The following is a 23,256-nucleotide window of genomic DNA, read 5'->3' as shown; positions in this document are numbered from 1 at the left end:
TCATATGACTGAAAATAATAAGAAAAAATCCTTCTGGACTCGAATTCATATCGACCCTTTATTCTTGCTCTGTATTATTGCTTTATTGGGATACAGCGCATTTATTATGTGGAGCGCAAGTGGCCAAGATCCAGAAATGATGCAACGCAAATTAGGGCAGATTGCAATGGGTTTTATGATCATGATTGTCATGGCACAAATACCACCACGAGTCTATGAAAGTTGGGCTCCTCATCTCTATTTTTTTTGCGTTATCTTGCTTATCCTTGTGGATGTTTTCGGTCAAATTAGTAAAGGGGCACAACGTTGGTTAGATTTAGGTATTGTGCGTTTTCAACCTTCAGAAATAGCTAAAATTGCGGTACCTTTAATGGTAGCGCGATTTATGAATCGCGATATATGTCCACCGACATTACGTAATACAGCCATTGCATTGGTACTTATTTTTGTTCCAACCTTATTAGTTGCGGCACAACCTGACTTAGGAACGTCCATCCTTGTTGCTGCTTCAGGGTTATTTGTTCTTTTCCTTGCAGGAATGAGTTGGCGTCTTATCACTATAGCTATCATTCTTGTTGCTGCCTTTATCCCCATACTTTGGTTTTTCCTGATGCATGATTACCAACAAGCACGGGTAATGATGCTTCTCGATCCGGAATCAGACCCACTTGGTGCTGGATATCATATCATCCAATCTAAAATTGCCATTGGTTCTGGCGGATTACATGGAAAAGGATGGTTACAAGGCACGCAATCTCAATTAGAATTCTTACCAGAGCGCCATACAGACTTTATTTTTGCTGTATTGGCTGAAGAACTCGGATTAATTGGTGTTTTGATACTATTAGCTCTTTATATACTCTTAATTGCGCGAGGCCTTTACCTTGCAACAAAAGCACAAAATACATTTGGCAGAGTAATGATTGGCGGATTAATGCTAATTTTCTTTGTCTATGTCTTTGTCAACATAGGAATGGTGAGTGGTATTCTTCCTGTTGTCGGTGTTCCGTTACCGCTTATGAGTTATGGAGGCTCTGCCCTAATTGTCTTAATGGCAGGATTTGGCATTGTTATGTCTATTCATACACACCGAAAACTATTATCAAAAAGTTTATAATGAGGTTTCTATGCGTCTGCAATGGGTTTTGATAGGTATCAGTGCATTGCTACTTTCGGGGTGTGTTGTTAATAAATCCAACACCAATAAACAGCCAGCACCATTACCTAATGTGCAAGCTCAACGTGTTCTCGGTGCTGAACCTCGTTACGAGCCTTATCACCCAACGGCAAATCAAGATTACAGAAAAAATGGGGTGATCTATCGTATTGTCACTGATCCTGCTAACTTTAGTGAACGAGGAGAAGCTATTGTTTATGATAGTTTAGCAATGAGTCGTTTAACAACGATTGGTGAACGAATCAATCCTTATGAGTTTGCGGCCGCACATCCCACATTACCCATTCCGAGCTATGTGAAGATCACCAATTTACTTAATGGACGCACCATGGTTGTCCGTATTAACGATCGAGGCCCTTACATCAATGGCAAACAAATCCAAGTCACTCCGGCTGTTTCTGATAGCTTACGTTTGATGCCAACAACCCCCTTACAAATTGAAGGAATTGTCGTTGATCAAAATGGTCATATGAGCGGTATTGGCACACATGGAGCGCAGATCGAGAAAAAAACAACCGCCTTACCCGAACGCCCTAATTTTAATGTTCAGCCAGCAACACCTGCACCATTAACGACATCAACGCCAATCAATAACAATAGCCCCATTGAGCCACCAGCCCCAGCAAAAACGTCACCCCCTGCACCAGTTTTAACGCCTACTCCAGTAGAGACAAAAGCACCAACCTCAAACGCGATACAACAAGGCTTTTATGTACAGGTTGGCGCACTCAGTAACGAAAATAATGCTCAAATTTGGCTCAATGATTTGTCGTCATCATTTAGTACTCAAGGTGTGATTAATAAAGCAGATGGACTATATAAAGTACAACTTGGCCCTTATTCCTCAAAAGATCAAGCCGAAGCAATAAGAAGCAAACTGAAACAGATTAAAGATATCTCTGGGTTTATTATTACCCAATAAAGGTAAGGTGACGTAAAATCCTTTTTATATCAGCAAACTCAAGCGTAGAATCGTCTGAGTTTGCTGATGTTTTATTTATCAGCCCCTATTTTTCCCTGAATTTTCGGATTAAACAAACAGAATGAAACAAACACTACCCGCTAAATCACTAAGAACGAGCCTATTAAGTGCCACTTTTGCTTTATTGACAGTAACGCATCAAAGTCTGGCTGATGATTCACTAAAAACAATGATACCCGCTGTTCCTAATATTGAAGCCGAATCTTATATTCTTATTGATTATAATTCTGGGAAAGTGCTGGCTGAAATGAATGCGGATGTTCGTCGTGATCCTGCGAGTTTAACCAAAATGATGACCAGTTATGTTATTGGACAGTCTATTCGCGCAGGTAAAATTACTAATAATGATATTGTCCCTATTGGTGAAGAAGCTTGGGCAACAGGTAATCCAGTTTTCCGTGGCTCTTCTTTAATGTTCTTAAAACCAGGCGACCAAGTTACTGTTGCACAATTAACCCGTGGTATTAATTTGCAATCAGGTAATGATGCTTGTGTGGCAATGGCCTCTTATATCGCAGGTAGTCAAGATACATTTGTGACTATGATGAATGATTACGTTAAGCGCCTCGGTTTACAAAATACGCAATTCCAAACAGTACATGGTCTTGATGCCCCGGGGCAATATAGCTCTGCTCGTGATATGGCGCTGATTGGTGCCGCATTAATTCGTGATGTACCTGACGAATATGCCATATACAAAGAAAAAGAATATACTTACAACAATATCCGCCAAGTAAATCGCAATGGATTGTTATGGGATACCAGTTTAAATGTGGATGGTATTAAAACAGGTCACACCGCATCAGCAGGTTATAATTTAGTCGCTTCTGCAACCGAAGGCGACATGCGCTTAATTTCAGCAGTAATGGGGGGGCATTCATCTAAAGGCCGTGATGCTGAAAGTAAAAAACTACTGACTTGGGGATTTCGCTTCTTTGAAACGGTAAAGCCACTACAAGTGGGTAAAGAATTTGCGGCAGAGCCAATTTGGTATGGCGAAACAGATAAAGTACAATTAGGTGTAGATAAAGATGTTTATTTAACTATTCCTCGTGGCCGTTTAAAAGACTTAAAAGCGAGTTATGTACTTGATAATGTAGAACTGCATGCCCCCGTCACTAAAAACCAAGTTGTTGGAACCATTAATTTCCAACTTGATGGGCAAATTATCGAACAGTCCCCTCTCGTAGTGATGAATGAAGTAAAAGAAGGTGGTTTCTTTAGTCGCATTATCGATTACATCAAATTATTATTCTCCCACTGGTTTGGCTAAGAGTTGAAAAAGGTAAATGTGACCACATATAGCTTATATAGATATTGGCATAAATACATTTATCATTCCTTTATTTACCCTAATTACCAGTATCGCATTCCTTATTAATAAAGGAATGCGCTTTTTATTTATTACGATTAGGTGTAAAAATAGATTATTAAAACAACAGTATCTGTTGTCTTAAGGAATTACATTATGATGAAAACAAAATTAAACGAACTGTTAGAGTTCCCATGTTCTTTCACTTATAAAGTGATGGGTCATGCAAAACCAGAATTAGTTGATCAAGTCGTTGAAGTTATTCAACGTCATGCCCCTGGTGATTACACACCTTCGGTAAAGCCAAGTAGTAAAGGTAATTACCATTCCGTGTCTATTACCATCAATGCAACTCATATCGATCAAGTCGAAACGCTCTATAAAGAGTTAGGTGAGCTTGAACTAGTTCGTATGGTTCTTTAATCCCTTTACTTAAAAGATCATTTTTTCAAAAGCGCCTTCCTAAGGCGCTTTTTCTTATCTTAATCCCTCTCATTTTCTCTCTTCTTCGGAAAAAAAACATCTCAATCTGGTAGTTCATTTACTGGGGCGTTATACTGCTCTTCACAATTACGCTACAAATGAAGATTTTCACGGTGCAAGACAAAACAATCATTATTCGCCAATTAGGTGTGAAACCCTATTTACCGGTTTCTGATTCTATGCATCAGTTTACGGAAAAACGGGAAAGTCACACGCCTGATGAAATATGGCTCGTTCAACATGAACAAGTTTTTACTCAAGGTCAGGCTGGTAAAGCTGAACATTTATTAAACACAGGGTCTATTCCTGTTATTCAATCTGATCGTGGAGGTCAGGTGACTTATCATGGCCCAGGCCAACAAGTCATGTATGTTTTAGTGGATTTAAAACGTAACCATATTGGTGTTCGCCAATTAGTCACAGCACTTGAAAATACCGTTATTAAAACGCTAGCGGAATTTAATGTAGAAGCCTATGCTCGCGCGGATGCACCGGGTGTGTATGTTAAAGGCGATAAAATTTGTTCATTAGGGTTACGTATCCGTAAAGGTTGCTCCTTTCACGGCTTAGCCCTCAATATCGATATGGATTTATCCCCTTTTGCACGAATAAATCCTTGTGGTTATTCTGATCTGAAAATGACACAGTTAATTGATTTTGCTCCTAATACGACAACTACACAGGTAGCACCATTATTAGTTAAGCATTTTTGTACACAACTAGGATTCCAACCACAGTAATAAAAATGCTATAATTTTTTTAACATTTGTCATTTTTTTTTAAAACCCTGATTACCTCAGTCACATCGTGTTAATCACTCTAGATAACTGGAACTGGCACAATTATGAGTAAACCTATTCAGATGGAACGCGGAGTCAAATATCGCGATGCCGATAAAATGGCACTTATTCCTGTTAAAACAGTCGCTACAGAACGTGAACAACTGCTACGCAAACCTGATTGGATGAAAATAAAGCTGCCCGCTGATTCAAGTAAAATTCAAGGCATCAAAGCAGCAATGCGTAAAAATGGCCTTCATTCTGTGTGTGAAGAAGCATCTTGCCCTAACCTTGCAGAGTGCTTTAACCATGGAACAGCGACCTTTATGATCTTAGGCGCAATCTGCACACGCCGTTGCCCGTTTTGCGATGTCGCACATGGTCGCCCAAATGCACCCGATCCACAAGAGCCAGAAAAACTTGCTCAAACCATTAAAGATATGGGATTACGCTACGTCGTTATTACCTCTGTAGACCGTGATGATTTACGTGATGGTGGCGCTCAGCATTTTGCTGATTGTATTTCAGCTATTCGCGCAAAAAATCCCACTATTCGTATTGAAACATTAGTTCCTGATTTTCGTGGCCGTATGGATAAAGCTCTTGAGATCCTCACAGATACGCCACCTGATGTCTTTAACCATAACTTAGAGAACGTTCCTCGTGTTTATCGCCAAGTACGTCCAGGTGCTAACTATCAATGGTCATTAACATTGCTAGAGCGATTTAAGCAAGCACATCCTGATATTCCGACAAAATCAGGTTTAATGGTTGGCCTTGGGGAAACCAACGAAGAAATCATTGACGTTATGCGTGATCTGCGTAAACATAGGGTAACGATGCTGACATTAGGGCAATATCTACAGCCAAGTCGTCACCATCTTCCTGTTCAACGCTACGTCAGTCCTGACGAGTTTGAATATATGAAAGAGCAAGCACTTGCGATGGGTTTTACCCATGCAGCTTGTGGGCCGTTTGTTCGCTCATCTTATCATGCCGATCTTCAAGCTCAGGGGATTGAGGTTAAATAACAATTAATCTCTCATGCTTAATATTGCAATTGCTGTATTTATAGGTGGTGGTTTAGGTAGCGTATTACGCTGGCTGATTAGCTACCGCCTAAATTCTATTCTTCCACATTTTGCCACAGGCACCTTTATTGCTAACTGTATTGGTGCCTTTATTATTGCTTTTGGTATTGCTTGGTTTAGCAAAGCACCGCATATTGATCCTATTTGGAAAATTATGCTAACAACGGGCTTTTGTGGCGGTTTGACAACCTTCTCAACCTTTTCGGTTGAAGTGGTTGCACTCTTAACGGAAGGTAAAATTGGATGGGCATTAAGTACAATGGGCGCTAACTTAGCGGGATCATTTTTAATGACTGCATTTGCATTTTGGTTATTACGTGAAATGTAATACTAGAAACATAAAAACCCGTTATTCAACGGGTTTAACTATATAAGAACATAAAAACCCGTTATTCAACGGGTTTTTACTGTCTCAAAGAAGTCGTTAATTAGATAGCGACAACGTTTGCAGCAGATGGCCCTTTCGCGCCGTCAGTAACTTCAAACTCTACTTTTTGACCTTCAGCAAGGGTTTTAAAGCCTTCTGATGTAATAGCGGAAAAGTGTACAAATACATCTTTACTGCCATCTTCTGGAGTGATAAAACCAAAACCTTTAGTTTCGTTAAACCACTTAACGTTACCTTTTAATTTAGACATCAAGTTTACCTTTAAAATAGAAAATAAACGCAAGCGTTTTGCGTTGGCTATAGTAAAACAAAAATGATGATTCCCTGTCCACAGTCTAGATCACGAAACTCACATTTTTTTTCTGCCAAATGATTAATATTCAGACAAATCCCATGACTTAACACAGCGTTCACTTAAGAAACAATACTTAATACTTACAATCTGAACTATTCATCAATCTCTATTTTTTCATATTGAAGTAGCCAACGCTTAATATCCACCCCCCCCGTGTAACCGACTAACTTGCCGTTATGGCCAATAACACGATGACAAGGAATAATTAAAGAAATCGGATTTCGTGAATTCGCCATTCCTACCGCTCTGCAATAATTGACTGAACCTAATGTAAGTGCCAATTTTTTATAACTCCAAACTTCGCCAAAAGGAATAGTTTGTAATGTTTTCCAAACTCGACTTTGGAATTCTGTTCCCTCTGGCGCCAACGGGATAGAAAAAGTTGTACGATTACCTGCAAAATACTCTTTTAGTTGTTTTATGCACTGTTTAATAACAGTGCTTGAATTCACAGCAATATCTTTATCATTTACAAAATAGAGGCTGGTGATCCCTTTTTCATTTGCTGTAATAGAGATATAGGGTTTTGGGAAACCTATAGGTGCATCGAGATAGTCTTGGTACATAATATTTTCTCTGCTGATTTGTCTGTAACAATAAGATTAAATCATGCTGGATTGATAAAGCAATCATCTAATTACTCGTATATCTAATAAAAATTGATCCATCGAGTGATGAAAAAATAAAATTAGTGCGCTAACCTTTTAATTTTAATGATAATCATTATCAAAATACAAAAACACCATATATTGTATGGTTGAAAATAAATAACTCTATATATAGTATTTAAGTACTTCTCATTATGGATGTGAAAACAGACGCATCCATATTTTTATAAGGGTTATTTTTTATGTCTGTTATCCTCTATACCAAGCCAAATTGCGTTCAATGCAGCGCCACAGAGCGTGCGTTAAAACAAAAAAACATTCCATTTGTTGCAGTTGATCTGACCCAAGATACACAAGCCTTAGCGCAAATTGTCTCTATGGGATATCGCCAAGTTCCCGTCGTTGTTCATGGAGAACAACATTGGTCCGGTTTCTGCCCTGATAAGATAGGACAAATTACGCTCTAAAGGAGCCTCTTATGCAAACTGCACCTTTGATCTATTTCTCAAGTCGCTCAGAAAACTGTCATCGCTTTGTGCAAAAGCTCAATTTACAAGCGACTAGAATTATTGAAGATGAAATCTTGCTCGCAACACAACCCTTTGTGTTGCTTTGCCCTACTTATGGTGGCGGTGGAACTAAAGGTGCAGTTCCTAAGGCGGTTATTCAGTTTTTAAATATTCCTGAAAATCGTCAATTAATACGTGGTGTTATTGCTTCTGGAAATACAAACTTTGGTGCAGCTTATGGGTTAGCAGGTGACATCATTGCACAAAAATGCCAAATCCCTTTTTTGTATCGATTTGAATTATTAGGCACACCAGAAGATGAAAAACGCGTAAAAACCGGCTTAAGGACGTTTTGGTCTAATCTGGCAGACCAATGTGTCACGAGATAATTAACATGACAACATCAATAGAACAACTTGATTACCATGCCTTAAACGCCATGCTAAATCTCTATGATGAGCAAGGTAATATTCAGTTTGATAAAGACAAATTAGCAACGCATCATTTTTTTCGTCAACATGTAAATCAAAATACGGTATTTTTTCATGATCTAAAAGAAAAGCTCGAGTTTTTAGTACAGCAACACTATTACGAAACTCAAGTGCTAGAACAATATGAATTTGCCTTTATCAAACAGCTATTCAAACATGCTTATAGCAAAAAATTTCGCTTTCAATCTTTTTTAGGGGCTTTTAAGTACTATACCAGTTACACCTTAAAAACATTTGATGGCGAGCGTTACCTTGAACGCTATGAAGATCGCGTCTGTATGGTTGCCCTCACCCTTGCAAAAGGTGATACCGAGCTTGCCATTCATCTTGTTGATGAAATTATTAGTGGTCGTTTCCAACCCGCCACACCAACATTCCTAAATTGTGGAAAACAACAGCGTGGTGAGTTGGTTTCCTGCTTTCTATTGCGTATCGAAGATAATATGGAATCTATTGGTCGATCGGTAAATTCGGCATTACAGCTTTCTAAACGGGGAGGTGGTGTCGCATTTCTACTCACTAATTTACGTGAAGCCGGTGCACCCATTAAACGAATTGAAAATCAATCTTCAGGGGTTGTCCCTGTTATGAAAATGCTTGAAGATGCGTTTTCCTATGCAAACCAATTAGGTGCAAGGCAAGGCGCAGGAGCAGTTTATCTTCATGCCCACCACCCTGATATTTATTATTTTCTTGATACAAAAAGAGAAAATGCAGATGAAAAAGTCAGGATCAAAACACTCTCTTTAGGCGTAGTAATTCCAGATATCACATTTGAGTTAGCGAAACGCAATGAAGATATGTATCTCTTCTCACCTTATGATGTAGAGCGTGTTTATGGCGTACCAATGTCAGAAATCAGTATTAGCGAAAAATACAGTGAGATGGTGAATAACTCACAAATTCGTAAAAAGAAAATTAAAGCGAGAGAGTTCTTCCAAACACTTGCCGAAATTCAATTTGAATCTGGCTATCCTTATATCATGTTTGAAGATGCGGTAAATCGAGCAAATCCTATTGCGGGTAGAATTAACATGAGTAATCTTTGCTCTGAAATTTTACAAGTCAACAGCGCAAGTCAGTATCATCCAGATTTAAGCTATCGCCATATCGGTCATGACATCAGTTGTAACTTAGGTTCTATGAATATTGCTATGGCAATGGACTCCCCTAACTTCGCTCATACCGTCAGCACTGCAGTTAGAGCATTAAGCAATGTCTCTGAAATGACGAAAATTGAGTCTGTTCCTTCTATTGAAAAAGGTAATCTCACTTCTCATGCGATTGGTTTAGGGCAAATGAATTTGCATGGCTACTTAGCACGTGAAGGAATTTATTACGGCTCTGAAGAAGCATTAGATTTCACCAATATCTATTTTTATACCGTCACTTATTATGCGTTATTAGCTTCAAACCAATTAGCTATTGAAAAAAAACAACACTTTAAAGGTTTTAAGAATTCAAAATACGCAACAGGTGAATACTTTAATAAGTATGTATCACAACAATGGTTGCCTAAAACACAAAAAGTCCACCAGTTATTTAGCCAATCGAATATTCATATTCCTACACAAGAAGATTGGCAAACACTCCAGTTGTCTATTATGACATATGGGATTTATAACCAAAACTTACAAGCGATCCCCCCGACCGGATCTATCTCCTATATCAATCATTCCACATCAAGCATTCATCCTATTGTAGCCCCAATAGAAATCAGGAAAGAAGGTAAAATTGGACGGGTTTATTATCCAGCCCCATTTATGACTAATGAAAATCGCCAGTATTATCAAGATGCTTATGAAATTGGTGCAGAAAAAATTATCGACACCTATGCAGAAGCGTCACAACATATTGATCAAGGTTTATCACTAACGTTGTTCTTTTCTGATGAAGCCACAACAAGAGATATTAACAAAGCGCAAATTTATGCATGGCGTAAGGGTATTAAAACCTTGTATTACATTCGTATCCGACAATCCGCATTAGCAGGCACTGAAATAAAAGGCTGTGTTTCGTGTGCACTTTAATAATTACAAGAAGGAAAATATAACATGTCATCACCTTTATTAAGTCACGTTAATGCAATTAACTGGAATCGTATTGAGGATGAAAAAGATTTAGAAGTTTGGAATCGTTTAACCATGAATTTTTGGTTACCTGAAAAAATTCCACTCTCTAATGACATTCCTTCTTGGAGCACCTTAACACAAGCCGAAAAACAGCTCACTATTCGTGTTTTTACTGGATTAACATTACTGGATACTATTCAAAATACTGTGGGGGCGCCGACATTGATACCCGATGCACTGACGCCACATGAAGAAGCGGTATTATCCAATATCTGTTTTATGGAAGCGGTTCATGCTCGCTCTTACAGTTCAATATTTTCCACCCTCTGTTTAACAGCAGATGTTGATGAAGCATATCGTTGGAGTGAAGAAAATCCTTATCTACAAAAGAAAGCTGATATTATTCTGCGCTACTACCAAGACCCTGATCCTTTAAAGAAGAAAATCGCTAGCGTATTTTTAGAATCATTTTTATTTTACTCCGGATTCTATTTACCTATGTATTGGTCAAGTAGAGGAAAATTAACGAATACAGCTGATTTAATTCGACTTATTATTCGTGATGAAGCCGTTCATGGTTATTATATTGGCTATAAATTTCAAAATCATTTATTAAGTAAATCTGAATTAGAAAAACAAGATATTAAAGATTTTGCGTTCTCATTATTATTAGATTTATATGACAATGAAGTTAAATATACCGAAGATCTTTATGACACAGTTGGTTGGACTGAAGATGTAAAAAAATTCCTTCATTATAATGCAAATAAAGCATTAATGAATTTAGGTTATGAGGCCTTATTCCCTGATGAAATAACAAATGTCAGTGCTGCTATTCTATCATCACTGTCACCTGATGCTAATGAAAATCACGATTTCTTTTCTGGCTCGGGTTCATCCTATGTTATTGGAAAAACCATTAACACCGAAGATGATGATTGGGATTTTTAATTTCTCTTATTAACTATCAAATATGACCACAGAATAGCAATACATTCAAATTAATTATATATCAACATAAAAACATAATGCATTGAAAAATATAATTTATTTTTTAATGCATTTTTTATTGTTCATAAAAGCAACTAATTGTATGATTTTTACCGTTCGATTTATTCAAATAACCAATTTTTTACGAATGATTTTTCAGTTTTTCTTAAATAGCCACTCAGATCAGGGTAACATTAATTAGATTATCTAATGTATTTTGGTTTTTTTTCATTTTTATTTTTCTTACTTTCTGCTGTTTCTTTACTCTTTCATTATTCTTTTTATTGAGATCCTAATTAAAATCTCAATATCTAAAAAAAGAAAGTTATTTCAGTTGGTTAACCAATATATCAACGCTTAACAATAAATTTATATTTCACTTTATTTAATTATTAATCATTAAAAAAACAATTAAAAAAAGAGATTTTTTTTAATTAATTATAATGAACATAGGGTTGTCAGACTCGATCATTGTGGTAGGGTATTTCCCTTACTAAAAATTTTATTTTAGGAAAATAACGATACTCATTAATTAATATTTAATTTATTCCTTCTAATATTTAAATAGGAAACTATATATTGCATGGCAATTAAACTTGAAGTGAAAAACCTCTACAAGGTATTTGGCGAACATCCTAAACGTGCCTTTGAATTATTAGAATCTGGTATGAATAAAGATCAGATTTTTGATAAAACAGGGCTTACAGTAGGCGTTCAAAATGCAAATCTGGCAATTGAAGAAGGCGAAATATTTGTCATTATGGGCTTATCTGGCTCCGGTAAATCCACACTAGTCCGCCTTCTCAATCGTCTGATCTCTCCTACAAAAGGAGAAGTGCTTATTGATGGCGAAAATATTGCGACTATGTCGGATAAAGAGTTACGCCAAGTACGCCGTAAAAAAATCAGTATGGTATTTCAGTCATTCGCCTTAATGCCACATATGAACATACTTGATAACACAGCCTTCGGAATGGATCTCGCAGGATTAAGCAAAGACGAGCGTTATAAAAAAGCAATGGATGCATTAGAGCAAGTCAATCTTGGTAGTTATGCTCATTCTTGGCCTGATGAGCTATCAGGCGGAATGCGTCAACGTATTGGCCTAGCTCGTGCTTTAGCCAATGATCCCGATATCTTATTAATGGATGAGGCTTTCTCAGCACTTGACCCTTTAATTCGTACCGAAATGCAAGATGAATTATTGAGCTTACAAGGCGATAAACAGCGTACTATTGTATTTATTTCTCATGATCTTGACGAAGCAATGCGTATTGGTGATCGAATTGCCATTATGCAAGGTGGAGTTGTAGTCCAAATCGGTACACCGGATGAAATACTCAATAACCCAGCTAATGATTATGTGCGTACATTCTTCCGTGGGGTTGATATTAGCCACGTATTTAGTGCCAAAGATATCGCCAAACGTCGCCCTGAAACCTTATTGCATATCGCACCTGGCTTTGGTCCTCGCTCAGCATTAAAAGTGCTTGAAGATGAAGATAGAAATTTTGGTTATCTCATTGAGCGAGGTAGAAAGTTTATCGGTATTGTTTCGGTAAATTCTCTTGAAGAGGCTCTCAAAAATAAACGGTCTATTGAATCAGCTATTTTATCCGAACCCTGTGCCATTAATGGTGATACCCCTCTAAATGAGCTGATTTCAACGGTTGCACAATCTCCCTGTGCTATTCCTGTTATTGATGAAAAAAACCGTTATATAGGTTTGATTTCTAAAGGAATGTTACTACAAGCACTGGATAAGGAGACGCCAAATGAGTAATACAAATAATCAAGATACTGCATGGGATACCACTTCCCAAGAAACAACCACAAGCGATACCACACAAGAGACACCCCATAGCGTAAATGATGATCCTTGGGCAACAACCAATACAAGTACAACCGAAAGCGACCCTTGGAGTAGTACTGATAGTTCATCAGCAGATACCGATCCATGGGGAACAACAGGTAGCGGTAGTGAAAATATTAATACATCATCTACAGGCACTGACTGGTTAGATGCAACACCTACCGATGTTACGTCAGATTCTTTTAATCTTATGGATCCCTTTCACAACACACTTATCCCTTTAGATTCATGGGTTACTGAAGCGATTGACTGGATCGTGTTACACTTTCGCCCCGTTTTCCAAGGCATCCGTGTACCCGTTGATTTTGTGTTAAGTGGTTTTGAAAATTTCTTAACCTCAATGCCAGCACCTGTTGCCATTATTCTATTTTCACTGATTGCATGGCAACTTTCAGGCAAAGTAATGGGGATCACTTCGTTTATCTCACTGATATTAATTGGTGCTATTGGCGCGTGGTCTGAAGCCATGGTTACCCTTGCTTTAGTTCTTACCTCCTTACTATTCTGTCTAATAATCGGGCTTCCTTTAGGGATATGGCTTGCTAGTAGTGATAGAGCATCAAAAATCGTCCGTCCTTTGCTCGATGCCATGCAGACCACACCCGCATTCGTCTACTTAGTGCCCATCGTGATGCTATTTGGTATTGGTAATGTACCGGGAGTTGTAGTCACTATCATTTTTGCATTGCCACCTATTGTGAGACTAACCATTTTAGGGATCAAACAAGTGCCAGAGGATTTAATTGAAGCTGCTCAATCATTTGGGGCAAATCCTCGACAAATGTTGTTTAAAGTGCAATTGCCACTCGCTATGCCAACCATTATGGCTGGTGTAAACCAAACCTTGATGTTAGCACTTTCAATGGTTGTTATTGCATCAATGATAGCCGTTGGTGGATTAGGTCAAATGGTATTGCGTGGTATTGGTCGCCTTGATATGGGGCTTGCTGCCGTCGGAGGGGCCGGTATTGTTATTCTTGCGATTATCCTTGACCGATTAACACAATCTTTAGGTCAAAATAGCCGTCATAAAGGTAACCGATGCTGGTATATGACAGGTCCTATTGGCTTAATTTGCCGACTCTTTGGCAAAAAAGCATCGTAATATATATTCACTATTAATTAAAAATCTATAAAAAACATCACGTTCAATCAATATAAGAAATAGAGGCGACAGTTCGCTGTCGCTATTTATCTCTTACCATCACAACAGAAGGAAAAACTATGCGTAATCCAGTTATCTGGGCAACCGTATTGTCCGCCACACTGATAAGCACCCAGTTATCCGCTGCTGATTTACCTGGAAAAGGGATTTCGGTTCAACCTGTGCAAAGTACGATTTCTGAAGAAACCTTTCAAACCTTAATCGTTAACAAAGCACTAGAGCAATTAGGCTACACGGTTCAACCGATTAAAGAAGTCGATTACAATGTTGCTTATTCCTCTATCGCCAACGGTGATGCCACCTTTATGGCCGTAAGTTGGGTTCCACTTCATAACTCACAATATGAAGCTGCGGGTGGCGATAACACTTTTTATCGTAAAGGTGATTATGTCGTTAACGCAGCTCAAGGTTACTTAATTGATAAGAAAACGGCTGAAAAATACAACATTACCAATATTGAGCAATTTAAAGATCCTAAAATCGCCAAACTCTTTGATGCCAATGGTGATGGTAAAGCCGACTTAACAGGTTGCAACCCGGGTTGGGGTTGTGAAGAAGCTATCAATAATCATTTAAAAGCCTATGATTTAGAAAAATCGGTTACACATAACCAAGGTAACTATGCAGCGATGATGGCAGATACTATTACTCGCTATAAAGAAGGTAAACCTATCTTCTATTATACATGGACGCCATATTGGATAAGTGATGTATTAAAGCCAGGTAAAGATGTTGTTTGGTTACAAGTACCGTTCTCATCTTTACCCGGTGATGATAAAACAGACACCACATTGGCAAATGGGAAAAACTACGGTTTTCCACCAAGCACCATGCATATCGCTGCAAATAAAAAGTGGGCAGAAGATAATCCAGCAGCAGCAAAACTCTTTGAAGTCATGAAAATGTCTGTTGCCGATATCAATGCGCAGAATTTGCGTATGCATAATGGTCAAAAATCACAAGCTGATATTGAGCGTCATGCAAATGCATGGATCAAAGCCCATCAGAAAACGTTTGATGGCTGGGTTGAACAAGCTCGAAGTGCAGCAAAGTAATATGATGAAATAACACATAATCTAAAAAGATGATAACTAAAAGCAGGCTACAATATTGTGGTCTGTTTTTTTATAAATAATTAAAATTATACATCATTAAACAAAATACATTTATACAATAAAAAATCATTTTAACACTATTCTATAGTTAAGATTATTCTCCTTATTAAACACTTAAATCTCCCTTTCTTTCATTCACTCATTTCTTCAATTATGATTATTTTTTTCTCCAGTTGCCATTTTTGGCATGCTCATTCTCATATTGAAGATTTAGATAAGGAATAAATTGTGTCTTATACTAACAAACCTGTACCTGAAGAAATTAAACGTTGGAACTGGGGGGCTTTCATGTTTAATATTATTTGGGGATTTGGCAATAAATCCTATCTTCCATTATTAGCACTCGTTCCTTTACTTAATCTTATCTGGATTTTTATCTGTGGTATTAAAGGTAATGAATGGGCATGGAAGAAGGGTGACTACGATTCTGTTGAAACCTTTATGAAAGTACAAGAAACATGGAATAGAGCGGGCTTTATTTACTTTATTATCAGCATCATTATGGCTGTTATTTTCTTTATTTTCTTCTTCACTACCATGATGGCAATGATTGCAACTTCTGCATCACAAGGTTATTGATTCAATATATTGGGTATTGACCTCTAAATTTACAATAAACCCCATATTATCATGGGGTTTATTTTTTTAACGTATATATCAACTGGCGTTAATATTAGAAGCGTTTTACCACAGTAAATCGATAGTCGCGTCCTACACCTGAAACTGATTCCCCTAAATAAGGATAATAATCACGGTTAAATATATTCGCGACAGTAAAACGCACCTCCGTATTCTTTATAAAAGACGGTTCCCAATTCGCAAATAAACCATGGATTGCATAACCTTTACTTTTTGGTAGAGACCAATAAGTGGCATTAGGATCAGCATCTGTTGGTGAACGTCGTTGAGCACCAATAAAATCACCAGTCCACCCCATATTAATATTAATACTAGGGACTTTTACACCAACTGTGGCATGTAAAGCATCCGGTTGAATTTCAGCAATCCATGTTTTCTGACCAAACCACGGATCACGTGGTGATTGATCCCGTTTTCCTTTCATTGTTGAATACGCTAAACGACCGAATACATTAGGGCTATTATAAAAGGCTTCAATTTCCAGTCCTTGAATATGGTAACCTGGTAAATTACGGTAGTTACCGATGGAAGGCGGGCAATTTCTATTATGTCCATCCACCTTTTGGCTTTCACAATAAACACCGCGACGACGGAAGATTTCGTCTTTACCTCGAGTATCAAACAGTGTTGTTCTTAACTGCAGTTGGTCTTCTCGTTGAATAACACTTTCAAAGTCTGCAATTGCGCCAATCCGTGTAGCTCTTACTGTTTCCTTGTCTAGATGACGGCTCGTGCCTGTTAAGCTAGAAATACTTCCTTGTACTTCATACTGCTCATCAATCAATGGTGCTCGCCATGTATAGGTTAAATCACCAAAGAATCTGAAATTCTTGTTCATTTTCCATAATAAACCTAAATGAGGTGTTGCCCCTCGATAGGTTACATCAGAGTAATCATGACCATAATAGGGATCAGGATCTTGATAGGTAATAGCTCGACTACCTTTACCTTTGTTTTTAACAATATCGTAGCGCACTCCCGGTGTTATCGTCAGATTTCTATAACTTATTGAATCTTGAAGATAGAAGCTGGTTGTCGTTTGCGTTCCTTCAGGCATATAAGGTGGAGCATAATAACCATAATTATAATTTGGATTTTTCGCTTTATCTCGTGTAAACATTAAAACATCACGATCATTACGATGCCAGCGTGTTCCCACTAATACCTTATGTTCTAAAGCACCTTGCATAAGGGTGCTTTCGTTCTTAATTTCAATTTGATGATTGCGATAATCAACCCAGCTTTGATTTCCCATACTGCTACTAAAATAGGAACTTGCATTCTCAGGGCGGTTATCATTCTGTTTTGTCTTTGAATAACCATAAGTCAGTGTTAAATTAATTAAATCGGAATCAACTGGCTGAATATTCCATTTCACACTGAAGGTGTCATCTTTTTGATCACGATAAACTAATTTGCGCTTCATCGCCGCATCAAAGCCATATTTATCTACGTCAGCTTGACTAGGTTTAGCTAATTCATCACGTTTAGCCGCCCAAGGTGTCCAGCCATCACTTTCTGAGCGCGATGCTGATAACGTTAATGTTTGTGCTTCGGTTAGGTAGATATTGGTTTTAATTAAAAAAGAATCTTGATCAGATTGTGAATAACCAAATTTAGTTCCATCAGGACGTCTCAGATCATCACTTTCACGACGGTTAAAATAGAATAATCCGTCTGCTTGCCCATCAAGTAATTTACCGTATACCGCACCACTATAACGATTTTGTCTATCGTTTGTATGGTGACCATATTTTAAAAACATCCCAATATTCTGATCGGGTAATAATAAGTCATCGGGATCTTTGGTTTCAATTCTTACTGAACCACCAAACCCACCATTACCTTGAGTAATATTATGAGGGCCTTTATCAACATCAAGGCGACGTATTAATTCGGGATCAATAAAAATTGAACCTTGACGATATTTTTCAAAGGTTTTGGGCGTACCGTCAAGTGTGATTTTAATATCTTCAGGATTACCCATCCCCCAGATATTCAATGTTTGACCACCAGGCCTTGGGGAACCAGAAGATGAAATTCCGGGTAATTTGTCCACCAGCTCTGCAATATTATTAGGCTGAATTCGATCAATATCTTTTAGTGTCAGAACCGTACTCCCAGCATCAACACTCGAATTAAGCTCCCCCATCACGTAAATAGGCTCAATAATAATATTCTCACGCGGTTTTGATTGTATAGATATATCAGATTTAGCCGGTGTCGTTATTTCTGGTTTTACACTTTCAGTCGCATAGCTATTTAACGAAGTAAGTGAAGTCAATAATAATGCAATCGCTGATGATGAAAATGAAAATATCCCAATTCCCTGACGATAAGCATCATTTTTTGCTAAGAAATGGATCATAATAGTCGTATCTTTTATATGGTTATTGGTTTGATAAATGATTAGAGCTGTAACTAACATCGCCAATTATGATAATGATAATAATTATCATTATCTAGTTTTTTTGCATTTATCACTCAATACAGATAACTACACTATTGATACATTCTTGTTAGATTTAAATCTCATCTAAAATAATATTTATAATGAATTAAACTAATTTCATTGGTTATTATGAGGAAATAACTTATCCCTATTTTTAGTTCATTTCATTTGCTTAACGAATCATGATTACATAAAAATTACTAAAGAAAATTTAATCAATTATAAAGAGAAATGATAAGAAAAACACAGAACAATCTGATAATTATCATTATACTCCTTCTCTTTTTCTTTATTTAATCAGCTATCTAATTATTAATTCAAGTAAATTTCAAATATCACATTCTCTTTTAATTATTGAATAAATTAAACAATTAAAATAATGATATTCAACGAGATAAAAATCAGTTAATAATAAAATAAATAATATGAGGTAATATACGCACTTTTGAACACAAGGATGCGTCATGACAATTTATGACCTAAAACCCAAGTTTCAATCTCTTTTACGCCCTTATGTAAAACAGTTATTCACAAAAGGGATCACAGCAAATCAGGTCACACTTTTTGCCTTACTGTTATCCATTGCTGTTGGTGGATTACTTTTGCTTTATCCTTATCCCCATTTATTTTTATTGCTCCCTTTTGTCCTCTTTTTTCGTATGGCGCTTAATGCCATAGATGGCATGCTTGCACGAGAACATAATCAAAAAAGTGCGCTTGGGGCGATATTAAATGAAGCCAGCGATGTTATTTCAGATATTGCACTCTATCTCCCTTTTGCTTTTATTTTTCCACAAGCCTATTGGTGGATCATGCTGGCACTCTTTTTAATGATAATGACTGAGTTTTTAGGCGTGCTTGCCCAAACTATTCATGCGTCTCGTCGTTATGATGGCCCGATGGGAAAAAGTGATAGAGCCTTTATTTTCGGTGCTATCGCTTTTTTTATCGGATTATTCCCTTCCCTGACATTATCAGAAAACACGCATTATCTTTTTATTATTATTAATTTATTACTTTTGTTGACTTGTTATCACCGAATTCATCGCGCACTAAAAGAATCAACGATGACAGATAAAGATAAGGATACATCGTTATGAATCAACAACCGCAATATCAAACTCAAAGGAATATGTTTGAGTCTGAATTTACCACCAGCGATAAAACATCTTTGTATTATCGCCATTGGCCTGCTCAAATTACCACTGAACCAAAAGCAATTATTTTATTTCACCGAGGCCATGAACACTCAGGTCGTGTTTCTCATCTAGTGGATGAGTTAGATCTTCCTGATTTTTCAATGTTTGCTTGGGATGCTCGTGGACATGGTAAAAATCAAGGTGCTCGCGGTTATAGCCCATCAATGGGAACTTCAATAAAAGATATAGACGAATTCGTTCATTACGTTTCATCCAACTATAATATTCCAATGGAGAATATTCTGGTTGTTGGTCAAAGTGTAGGCGCCGTTTTAGTTACTGGTTGGGTACACGATTATGCCCCTAAGATCCGCGGTATGGTGTTAGCTTCCCCTGCATTTAAAGTGAAATTATATGTCCCTTTTGCACGCACAGGTCTTGCCTTGATGCAAAAAGCTCGCGGGCTCTTTTATGTTAATTCATACGTGAAAGCCAAATACTTAACTCATGATCAAAGTCGCATCGACTCTTTTAACCAAGACTCGCTGATCACTCGCCCTATTGCCGTCAATATTTTATTAGAGCTTTATAAAACGGCTGATCGTGTTGTTGAAGATGCAAGTGCAATTACTTTACCAACACAATTATTTATTTCAGGCAATGATCATGTGGTTCACGCTAATCCTCAACATCTTTTCTATGAACGTTTAAATACATCTATCAAAGAAAAACATGTCTTACCAGGCTTTTACCACGACACTTTAGGTGAGAGAGACAGAGTTATTCCTATCAATAAAATGCGCAGTTTTATTGAAACTTTATTTGCACAACCACTTTATCAACATGATTACCAACATGAAGATACTTGGAGCCATAGTGCAGATGTTTATCGCGCATTACAGACACCACTTCCTAAATATTGTCCAAAAAGACTCTATTACAAAGTGCTTAGTCGTTCGATGAGTACTTTAGGTAAAGCATCTGAAGGTGTTGCTCTAGGTTACGATAAAGGTTTTGATTCCGGATCGACGCTGGACTATGTCTATCGTAATCAGCCTCAAGGGAAAGGCTTATTTGGTCGGGTTGTTGATAGACAATATTTAAATAGTATTGGTTGGCAAGGCATTCGCCAACGTAAAATCAATATTGAAAATACTATCCGCTATGCAATTCGCCAATTAATACAAAATAATATGCCTGTGCATATTATGGATATCGCTGCAGGACAAGGTCGCTATCTTTTTGATGCAATTAATGACTATGCTAAAGTCGATTCAATTTTAATGCGCGACTATAGCGCTATTAACGTTGAACAAGGCCGAATTGCCATAAAAGAACGTCATTTAGAAGATAAAGTACGTTTTGAAGAGGGTAACGCTTTTGATGCAGAAAGCCTAAGTGCAGTTTCACCATCACCAACATTAGGTATCGTGAGTGGACTTTATGAATTATTCCCTGAAAATCATCTGCTAAAAACATCTTTAAAAGGATTATCACAAGCAATTCCAAGTGGAGGATTACTGATTTACACTTGTCAGCCTTGGCACCCTCAACTTGAAATGATTGCCCGTGTATTACCTAGTCACCAAAATGGCCAACCATGGATCATGCGTTGTCGCAGTCAAGGTGAAATGGATGCACTAGTGGATGAAGCGGGTTTTGAAAAGCTCGATCAACAAATTGATCACTGGGGTATTTTTAGTGTATCTATAGCAAAACGTCGCTAACGAAATACGCTATAGCTAAATGAATTATCGCTATATGTTGCCATATAGCGATAATTTTAAGCAAACTGTAAAAATAGAAAAAACGATAAACAAAAAAGGAAATTTAGTATGGAGGGAACTCAGCGCTCTCAAATAACATCATCAAGAAAAAATATCTGGCTTGCTGGGATTGTATGGCTGTTATTTCTAGCTCCTTTTTTCTATTTAACTTATATGCAAGTCAATACTTACACTTCCACCTTATCTAATATTCCTTCTTTTGTTTATTCATGGGAAAAGGCAATTCCCTTTTTACCGTGGACAATCATTCCCTATTGGAGTGTGAATATTGCTTATGGTATTTCCCTACTTATATGTACAACATTAAGAGAACAATTTATACATGGAGTGCGTTTAATTGTTGCCTCTCTTATAGCCTGTGCCGGTTTTTTATTATTCCCTTTAAAATTTAGTTTTATTCGCCCAACAACAGAGGGCTTTTCTGGTTGGTTATTTACCCAATTAGAAGGCTTCGATTTACCTTATAACCAAGCCCCTTCTTTACACATTATTTTATTGTGGATTATTTGGTTACGTTTCCGTGCCCATACACCTAAATCGTGGCAGTGTTTTTTAAATTTATGGTCATTGTTAATAGCTATTTCTGTACTCACAACGTGGCAACATCATTTCATTGATATTATTACCGGCTTTGGTGCTGGTGTGTTTATTTGCTATTTATTACCAATAAGTTCACGTTGGAGATGGCATTTTACTGGCAGTAAACGCAGTTTGCGTATTGCCAAAAACTATGCATTATCTGCGACTGTGTTCTATTTGTTAGCCTTTGTGTTACAAGGGCCTTTTTGGTTTGCTCTCTGGCCTGCAATCACATTAACATTTGTGACATTAGGTTATTTAGGCGCTGGCGCTTCTATTTTTCAAAAAAACACACAAGGTGAAATTCCCCTTTCTGCACGAATAATCCTCTTACCTTATCGCTTTTTTGCATGGTGTACTTATCGTTATTATTTAAAACAGTGCCAAACACCAAGTTTAGTCACTGAAGGCATTTTATTAGGTGGTCGCCCTCTTTACGAATTAAACGCCAATGCGGTCTTTGATTTAACCTGTGAATGGCCAAGAAATAAATTTAGTCAAAATAAGCTTTATTTAGCGCAACCCCAAATCGATTTATTGCCTTTATCTCCAGATGATATTAACAAAGCAATGTTATCAATGGAGCAACTAAATCAAGCTGGAACTGTTTATATTCATTGCAAACTAGGCTATTCGCGTAGTGCAACCGTTGTTGTTGCTTGGTTAGTTTATAATGGCACAGTAGCGACATTAGAGGATGCGATAAAAAAAGTCTCTCAAGCTCGTCCTCACGTTATTTTAAATCCAGAAACACAAGAGGCGCTACAAAATTGGTATTCACATTTTCAGCACATTAAATAACGAGGCAACCATGTTAACAACTAAAACTAGTGGCAAAGTAATTGGCTCTTTAACACAAAGTTGGCGTTATTTACTGTTTTTATCACTTTTACCTTATTTGAGTACATGGCCTGTGTTTAGCCTTCATTTTCATAATAAACTGGCTTTTTTTGTTGCTTCCGTTTTGTTTCTATTAACCCAATACTCTCTTTTTCGCTTATGGCTTGATAGTCATCTTTTTCAAGCTCTATATCGCTATCAAGATGATGTTAGCTTTGATAAAAGCCTCTCTACACTATTTCCTAAACGCCCCCAAAAACAAACAATGGAAGCTCGCTGGCTAGGAACGAAGCGCCTATTCTCTTTTGCAATAATTGGCATTTCAATTCAATGGATATGGAACCTAGTTACTCTCTTTATTACCCTTTTTAGTTATTAAAAAGCACTATTAATAATGTTATTTAGTACATAAAACAATATGTTATAATAA

The 23,256-nt window shown here is 37.3% G+C and carries 22 protein-coding genes; 19 read left to right on the top strand and 3 right to left on the bottom strand.

The features are described 5' to 3' along the window. Positions 1 to 4: 4 nt before the first annotated feature. The 7 genes from mrdB to crcB all read left to right on the top strand — a co-directional run bounded on the left by mrdB (position 5) and on the right by crcB (position 6,152). Positions 5 to 1,117, top strand: coding sequence for a peptidoglycan glycosyltransferase MrdB (gene mrdB, locus GWJ05_RS16445; RefSeq protein WP_036938573.1), 1,113 nt, complete (start codon positions 5 to 7; stop codon positions 1,115 to 1,117). A 10-nt stretch (positions 1,118 to 1,127) separates the two neighbouring features. Further along, positions 1,128 to 2,099, top strand: a complete 972-nt coding sequence (gene rlpA / locus GWJ05_RS16440; protein WP_087802728.1) for an endolytic peptidoglycan transglycosylase RlpA — start codon at positions 1,128 to 1,130, stop codon at positions 2,097 to 2,099. 121 nt (positions 2,100 to 2,220) lie between these two features. Continuing rightward, on the top strand, positions 2,221 to 3,432 hold the full coding sequence (dacA, locus tag GWJ05_RS16435; protein WP_036938579.1) for a D-alanyl-D-alanine carboxypeptidase DacA: 1,212 nt from the start codon (positions 2,221 to 2,223) through the stop codon (positions 3,430 to 3,432). A gap of 198 nt (positions 3,433 to 3,630) precedes the next feature. Next, positions 3,631 to 3,894, top strand: a complete 264-nt coding sequence (ybeD, locus tag GWJ05_RS16430; RefSeq protein WP_036912266.1) for a DUF493 family protein YbeD — start codon at positions 3,631 to 3,633, stop codon at positions 3,892 to 3,894. Between the two features lie 158 nt (positions 3,895 to 4,052). Continuing rightward, on the top strand, positions 4,053 to 4,694 hold the full coding sequence (lipB, locus tag GWJ05_RS16425) for a lipoyl(octanoyl) transferase LipB (RefSeq protein ID WP_036938582.1): 642 nt from the start codon (positions 4,053 to 4,055) through the stop codon (positions 4,692 to 4,694). Between the two features lie 104 nt (positions 4,695 to 4,798). Next, a complete protein-coding gene (gene lipA, locus GWJ05_RS16420) occupies positions 4,799 to 5,764 on the top strand; it encodes a lipoyl synthase (protein WP_161681509.1) in 966 nt (321 codons plus the stop codon). Between the two features lie 13 nt (positions 5,765 to 5,777). Beyond that, positions 5,778 to 6,152 carry a fluoride efflux transporter CrcB gene (gene crcB, locus GWJ05_RS16415; protein ID WP_036938587.1) on the top strand — a complete coding sequence of 125 codons (375 nt, stop codon included), beginning with the start codon at positions 5,778 to 5,780 and terminating at the stop codon, positions 6,150 to 6,152. A gap of 100 nt (positions 6,153 to 6,252) precedes the next feature. On the opposite strand, the gene cspE is transcribed toward crcB, so the two are convergent. Further along, positions 6,253 to 6,462, bottom strand: coding sequence for a transcription antiterminator/RNA stability regulator CspE (gene cspE / locus GWJ05_RS16410; protein ID WP_023581133.1), 210 nt, complete (start codon positions 6,460 to 6,462; stop codon positions 6,253 to 6,255). 197 nt (positions 6,463 to 6,659) lie between these two features. Continuing rightward, the gene (locus GWJ05_RS16405; RefSeq protein WP_036938589.1) at positions 6,660 to 7,133 is read right to left on the bottom strand and encodes a methylated-DNA--[protein]-cysteine S-methyltransferase; all 474 of its coding nucleotides are present in this window, start codon (positions 7,131 to 7,133) and stop codon (positions 6,660 to 6,662) included. Between the two features lie 284 nt (positions 7,134 to 7,417). On the opposite strand from GWJ05_RS16405, the gene nrdH reads away from it, so the two are divergent. From nrdH to GWJ05_RS16365, 8 genes are all read left to right on the top strand, one after another. Further along, on the top strand, positions 7,418 to 7,642 hold the full coding sequence (gene nrdH / locus GWJ05_RS16400; RefSeq protein WP_036938591.1) for a glutaredoxin-like protein NrdH: 225 nt from the start codon (positions 7,418 to 7,420) through the stop codon (positions 7,640 to 7,642). An 11-nt stretch (positions 7,643 to 7,653) separates the two neighbouring features. Next, positions 7,654 to 8,073, top strand: coding sequence for a class Ib ribonucleoside-diphosphate reductase assembly flavoprotein NrdI (gene nrdI / locus GWJ05_RS16395; protein WP_036938593.1), 420 nt, complete (start codon positions 7,654 to 7,656; stop codon positions 8,071 to 8,073). Positions 8,074 to 8,078: 5 nt separating this feature from the next. Further along, the gene (nrdE, locus tag GWJ05_RS16390; protein ID WP_161681508.1) at positions 8,079 to 10,205 is read left to right on the top strand and encodes a class 1b ribonucleoside-diphosphate reductase subunit alpha; all 2,127 of its coding nucleotides are present in this window, start codon (positions 8,079 to 8,081) and stop codon (positions 10,203 to 10,205) included. Between the two features lie 24 nt (positions 10,206 to 10,229). Further along, entirely contained in the window at positions 10,230 to 11,198 is a 969-nt protein-coding gene (nrdF, locus tag GWJ05_RS16385) for a class 1b ribonucleoside-diphosphate reductase subunit beta (protein ID WP_036938595.1), read from the top strand. A gap of 622 nt (positions 11,199 to 11,820) precedes the next feature. Beyond that, complete coding sequence (proV, locus tag GWJ05_RS16380) at positions 11,821 to 13,020, top strand: glycine betaine/L-proline ABC transporter ATP-binding protein ProV (RefSeq protein WP_036938597.1); 1,200 nt, start codon at positions 11,821 to 11,823, stop codon at positions 13,018 to 13,020. Further along, entirely contained in the window at positions 13,013 to 14,215 is a 1,203-nt protein-coding gene (gene proW / locus GWJ05_RS16375) for a glycine betaine/L-proline ABC transporter permease ProW (protein ID WP_161681507.1), read from the top strand. The genes proV and proW overlap by 8 nt, the downstream gene beginning before the upstream one ends. 119 nt (positions 14,216 to 14,334) lie before the next feature. Further along, complete coding sequence (gene proX, locus GWJ05_RS16370; RefSeq protein ID WP_087802737.1) at positions 14,335 to 15,330, top strand: glycine betaine/L-proline ABC transporter substrate-binding protein ProX; 996 nt, start codon at positions 14,335 to 14,337, stop codon at positions 15,328 to 15,330. A gap of 288 nt (positions 15,331 to 15,618) precedes the next feature. After that, positions 15,619 to 15,969, top strand: a complete 351-nt coding sequence (locus GWJ05_RS16365) for a hypothetical protein (RefSeq protein WP_036938603.1) — start codon at positions 15,619 to 15,621, stop codon at positions 15,967 to 15,969. Positions 15,970 to 16,063: 94 nt separating this feature from the next. Here GWJ05_RS16365 and GWJ05_RS16360 read toward each other — a convergent pair whose 3' ends face one another. After that, positions 16,064 to 18,397, bottom strand: coding sequence for a TonB-dependent hemoglobin/transferrin/lactoferrin family receptor (locus GWJ05_RS16360; protein ID WP_226905402.1), 2,334 nt, complete (start codon positions 18,395 to 18,397; stop codon positions 16,064 to 16,066). A 548-nt stretch (positions 18,398 to 18,945) separates the two neighbouring features. Here GWJ05_RS16360 and GWJ05_RS16355 point away from each other — a divergent pair. From GWJ05_RS16355 to GWJ05_RS16340, 4 genes are all read left to right on the top strand, one after another. Further along, a complete protein-coding gene (locus tag GWJ05_RS16355; RefSeq protein ID WP_036938605.1) occupies positions 18,946 to 19,581 on the top strand; it encodes a CDP-alcohol phosphatidyltransferase family protein in 636 nt (211 codons plus the stop codon). Beyond that, positions 19,578 to 21,347 carry a bifunctional alpha/beta hydrolase/class I SAM-dependent methyltransferase gene (locus tag GWJ05_RS16350; RefSeq protein ID WP_036938606.1) on the top strand — a complete coding sequence of 590 codons (1,770 nt, stop codon included), beginning with the start codon at positions 19,578 to 19,580 and terminating at the stop codon, positions 21,345 to 21,347. The genes GWJ05_RS16355 and GWJ05_RS16350 overlap by 4 nt, the downstream gene beginning before the upstream one ends. 108 nt (positions 21,348 to 21,455) lie before the next feature. After that, the gene (locus GWJ05_RS16345; protein WP_161681506.1) at positions 21,456 to 22,787 is read left to right on the top strand and encodes a phosphatase PAP2/dual specificity phosphatase family protein; all 1,332 of its coding nucleotides are present in this window, start codon (positions 21,456 to 21,458) and stop codon (positions 22,785 to 22,787) included. A 10-nt stretch (positions 22,788 to 22,797) separates the two neighbouring features. Then, positions 22,798 to 23,205 carry a hypothetical protein gene (locus tag GWJ05_RS16340; protein ID WP_036938613.1) on the top strand — a complete coding sequence of 136 codons (408 nt, stop codon included), beginning with the start codon at positions 22,798 to 22,800 and terminating at the stop codon, positions 23,203 to 23,205. Positions 23,206 to 23,256: the final 51 nt, after the last annotated feature.

It is taken from the genome of Proteus sp. G2626, from assembly GCF_009915985.1.
In the GTDB taxonomy this organism is placed as follows: domain Bacteria; phylum Pseudomonadota; class Gammaproteobacteria; order Enterobacterales; family Enterobacteriaceae; genus Proteus; species Proteus vulgaris.
This window is presented reverse-complemented; position numbering and strand designations above follow the sequence as displayed.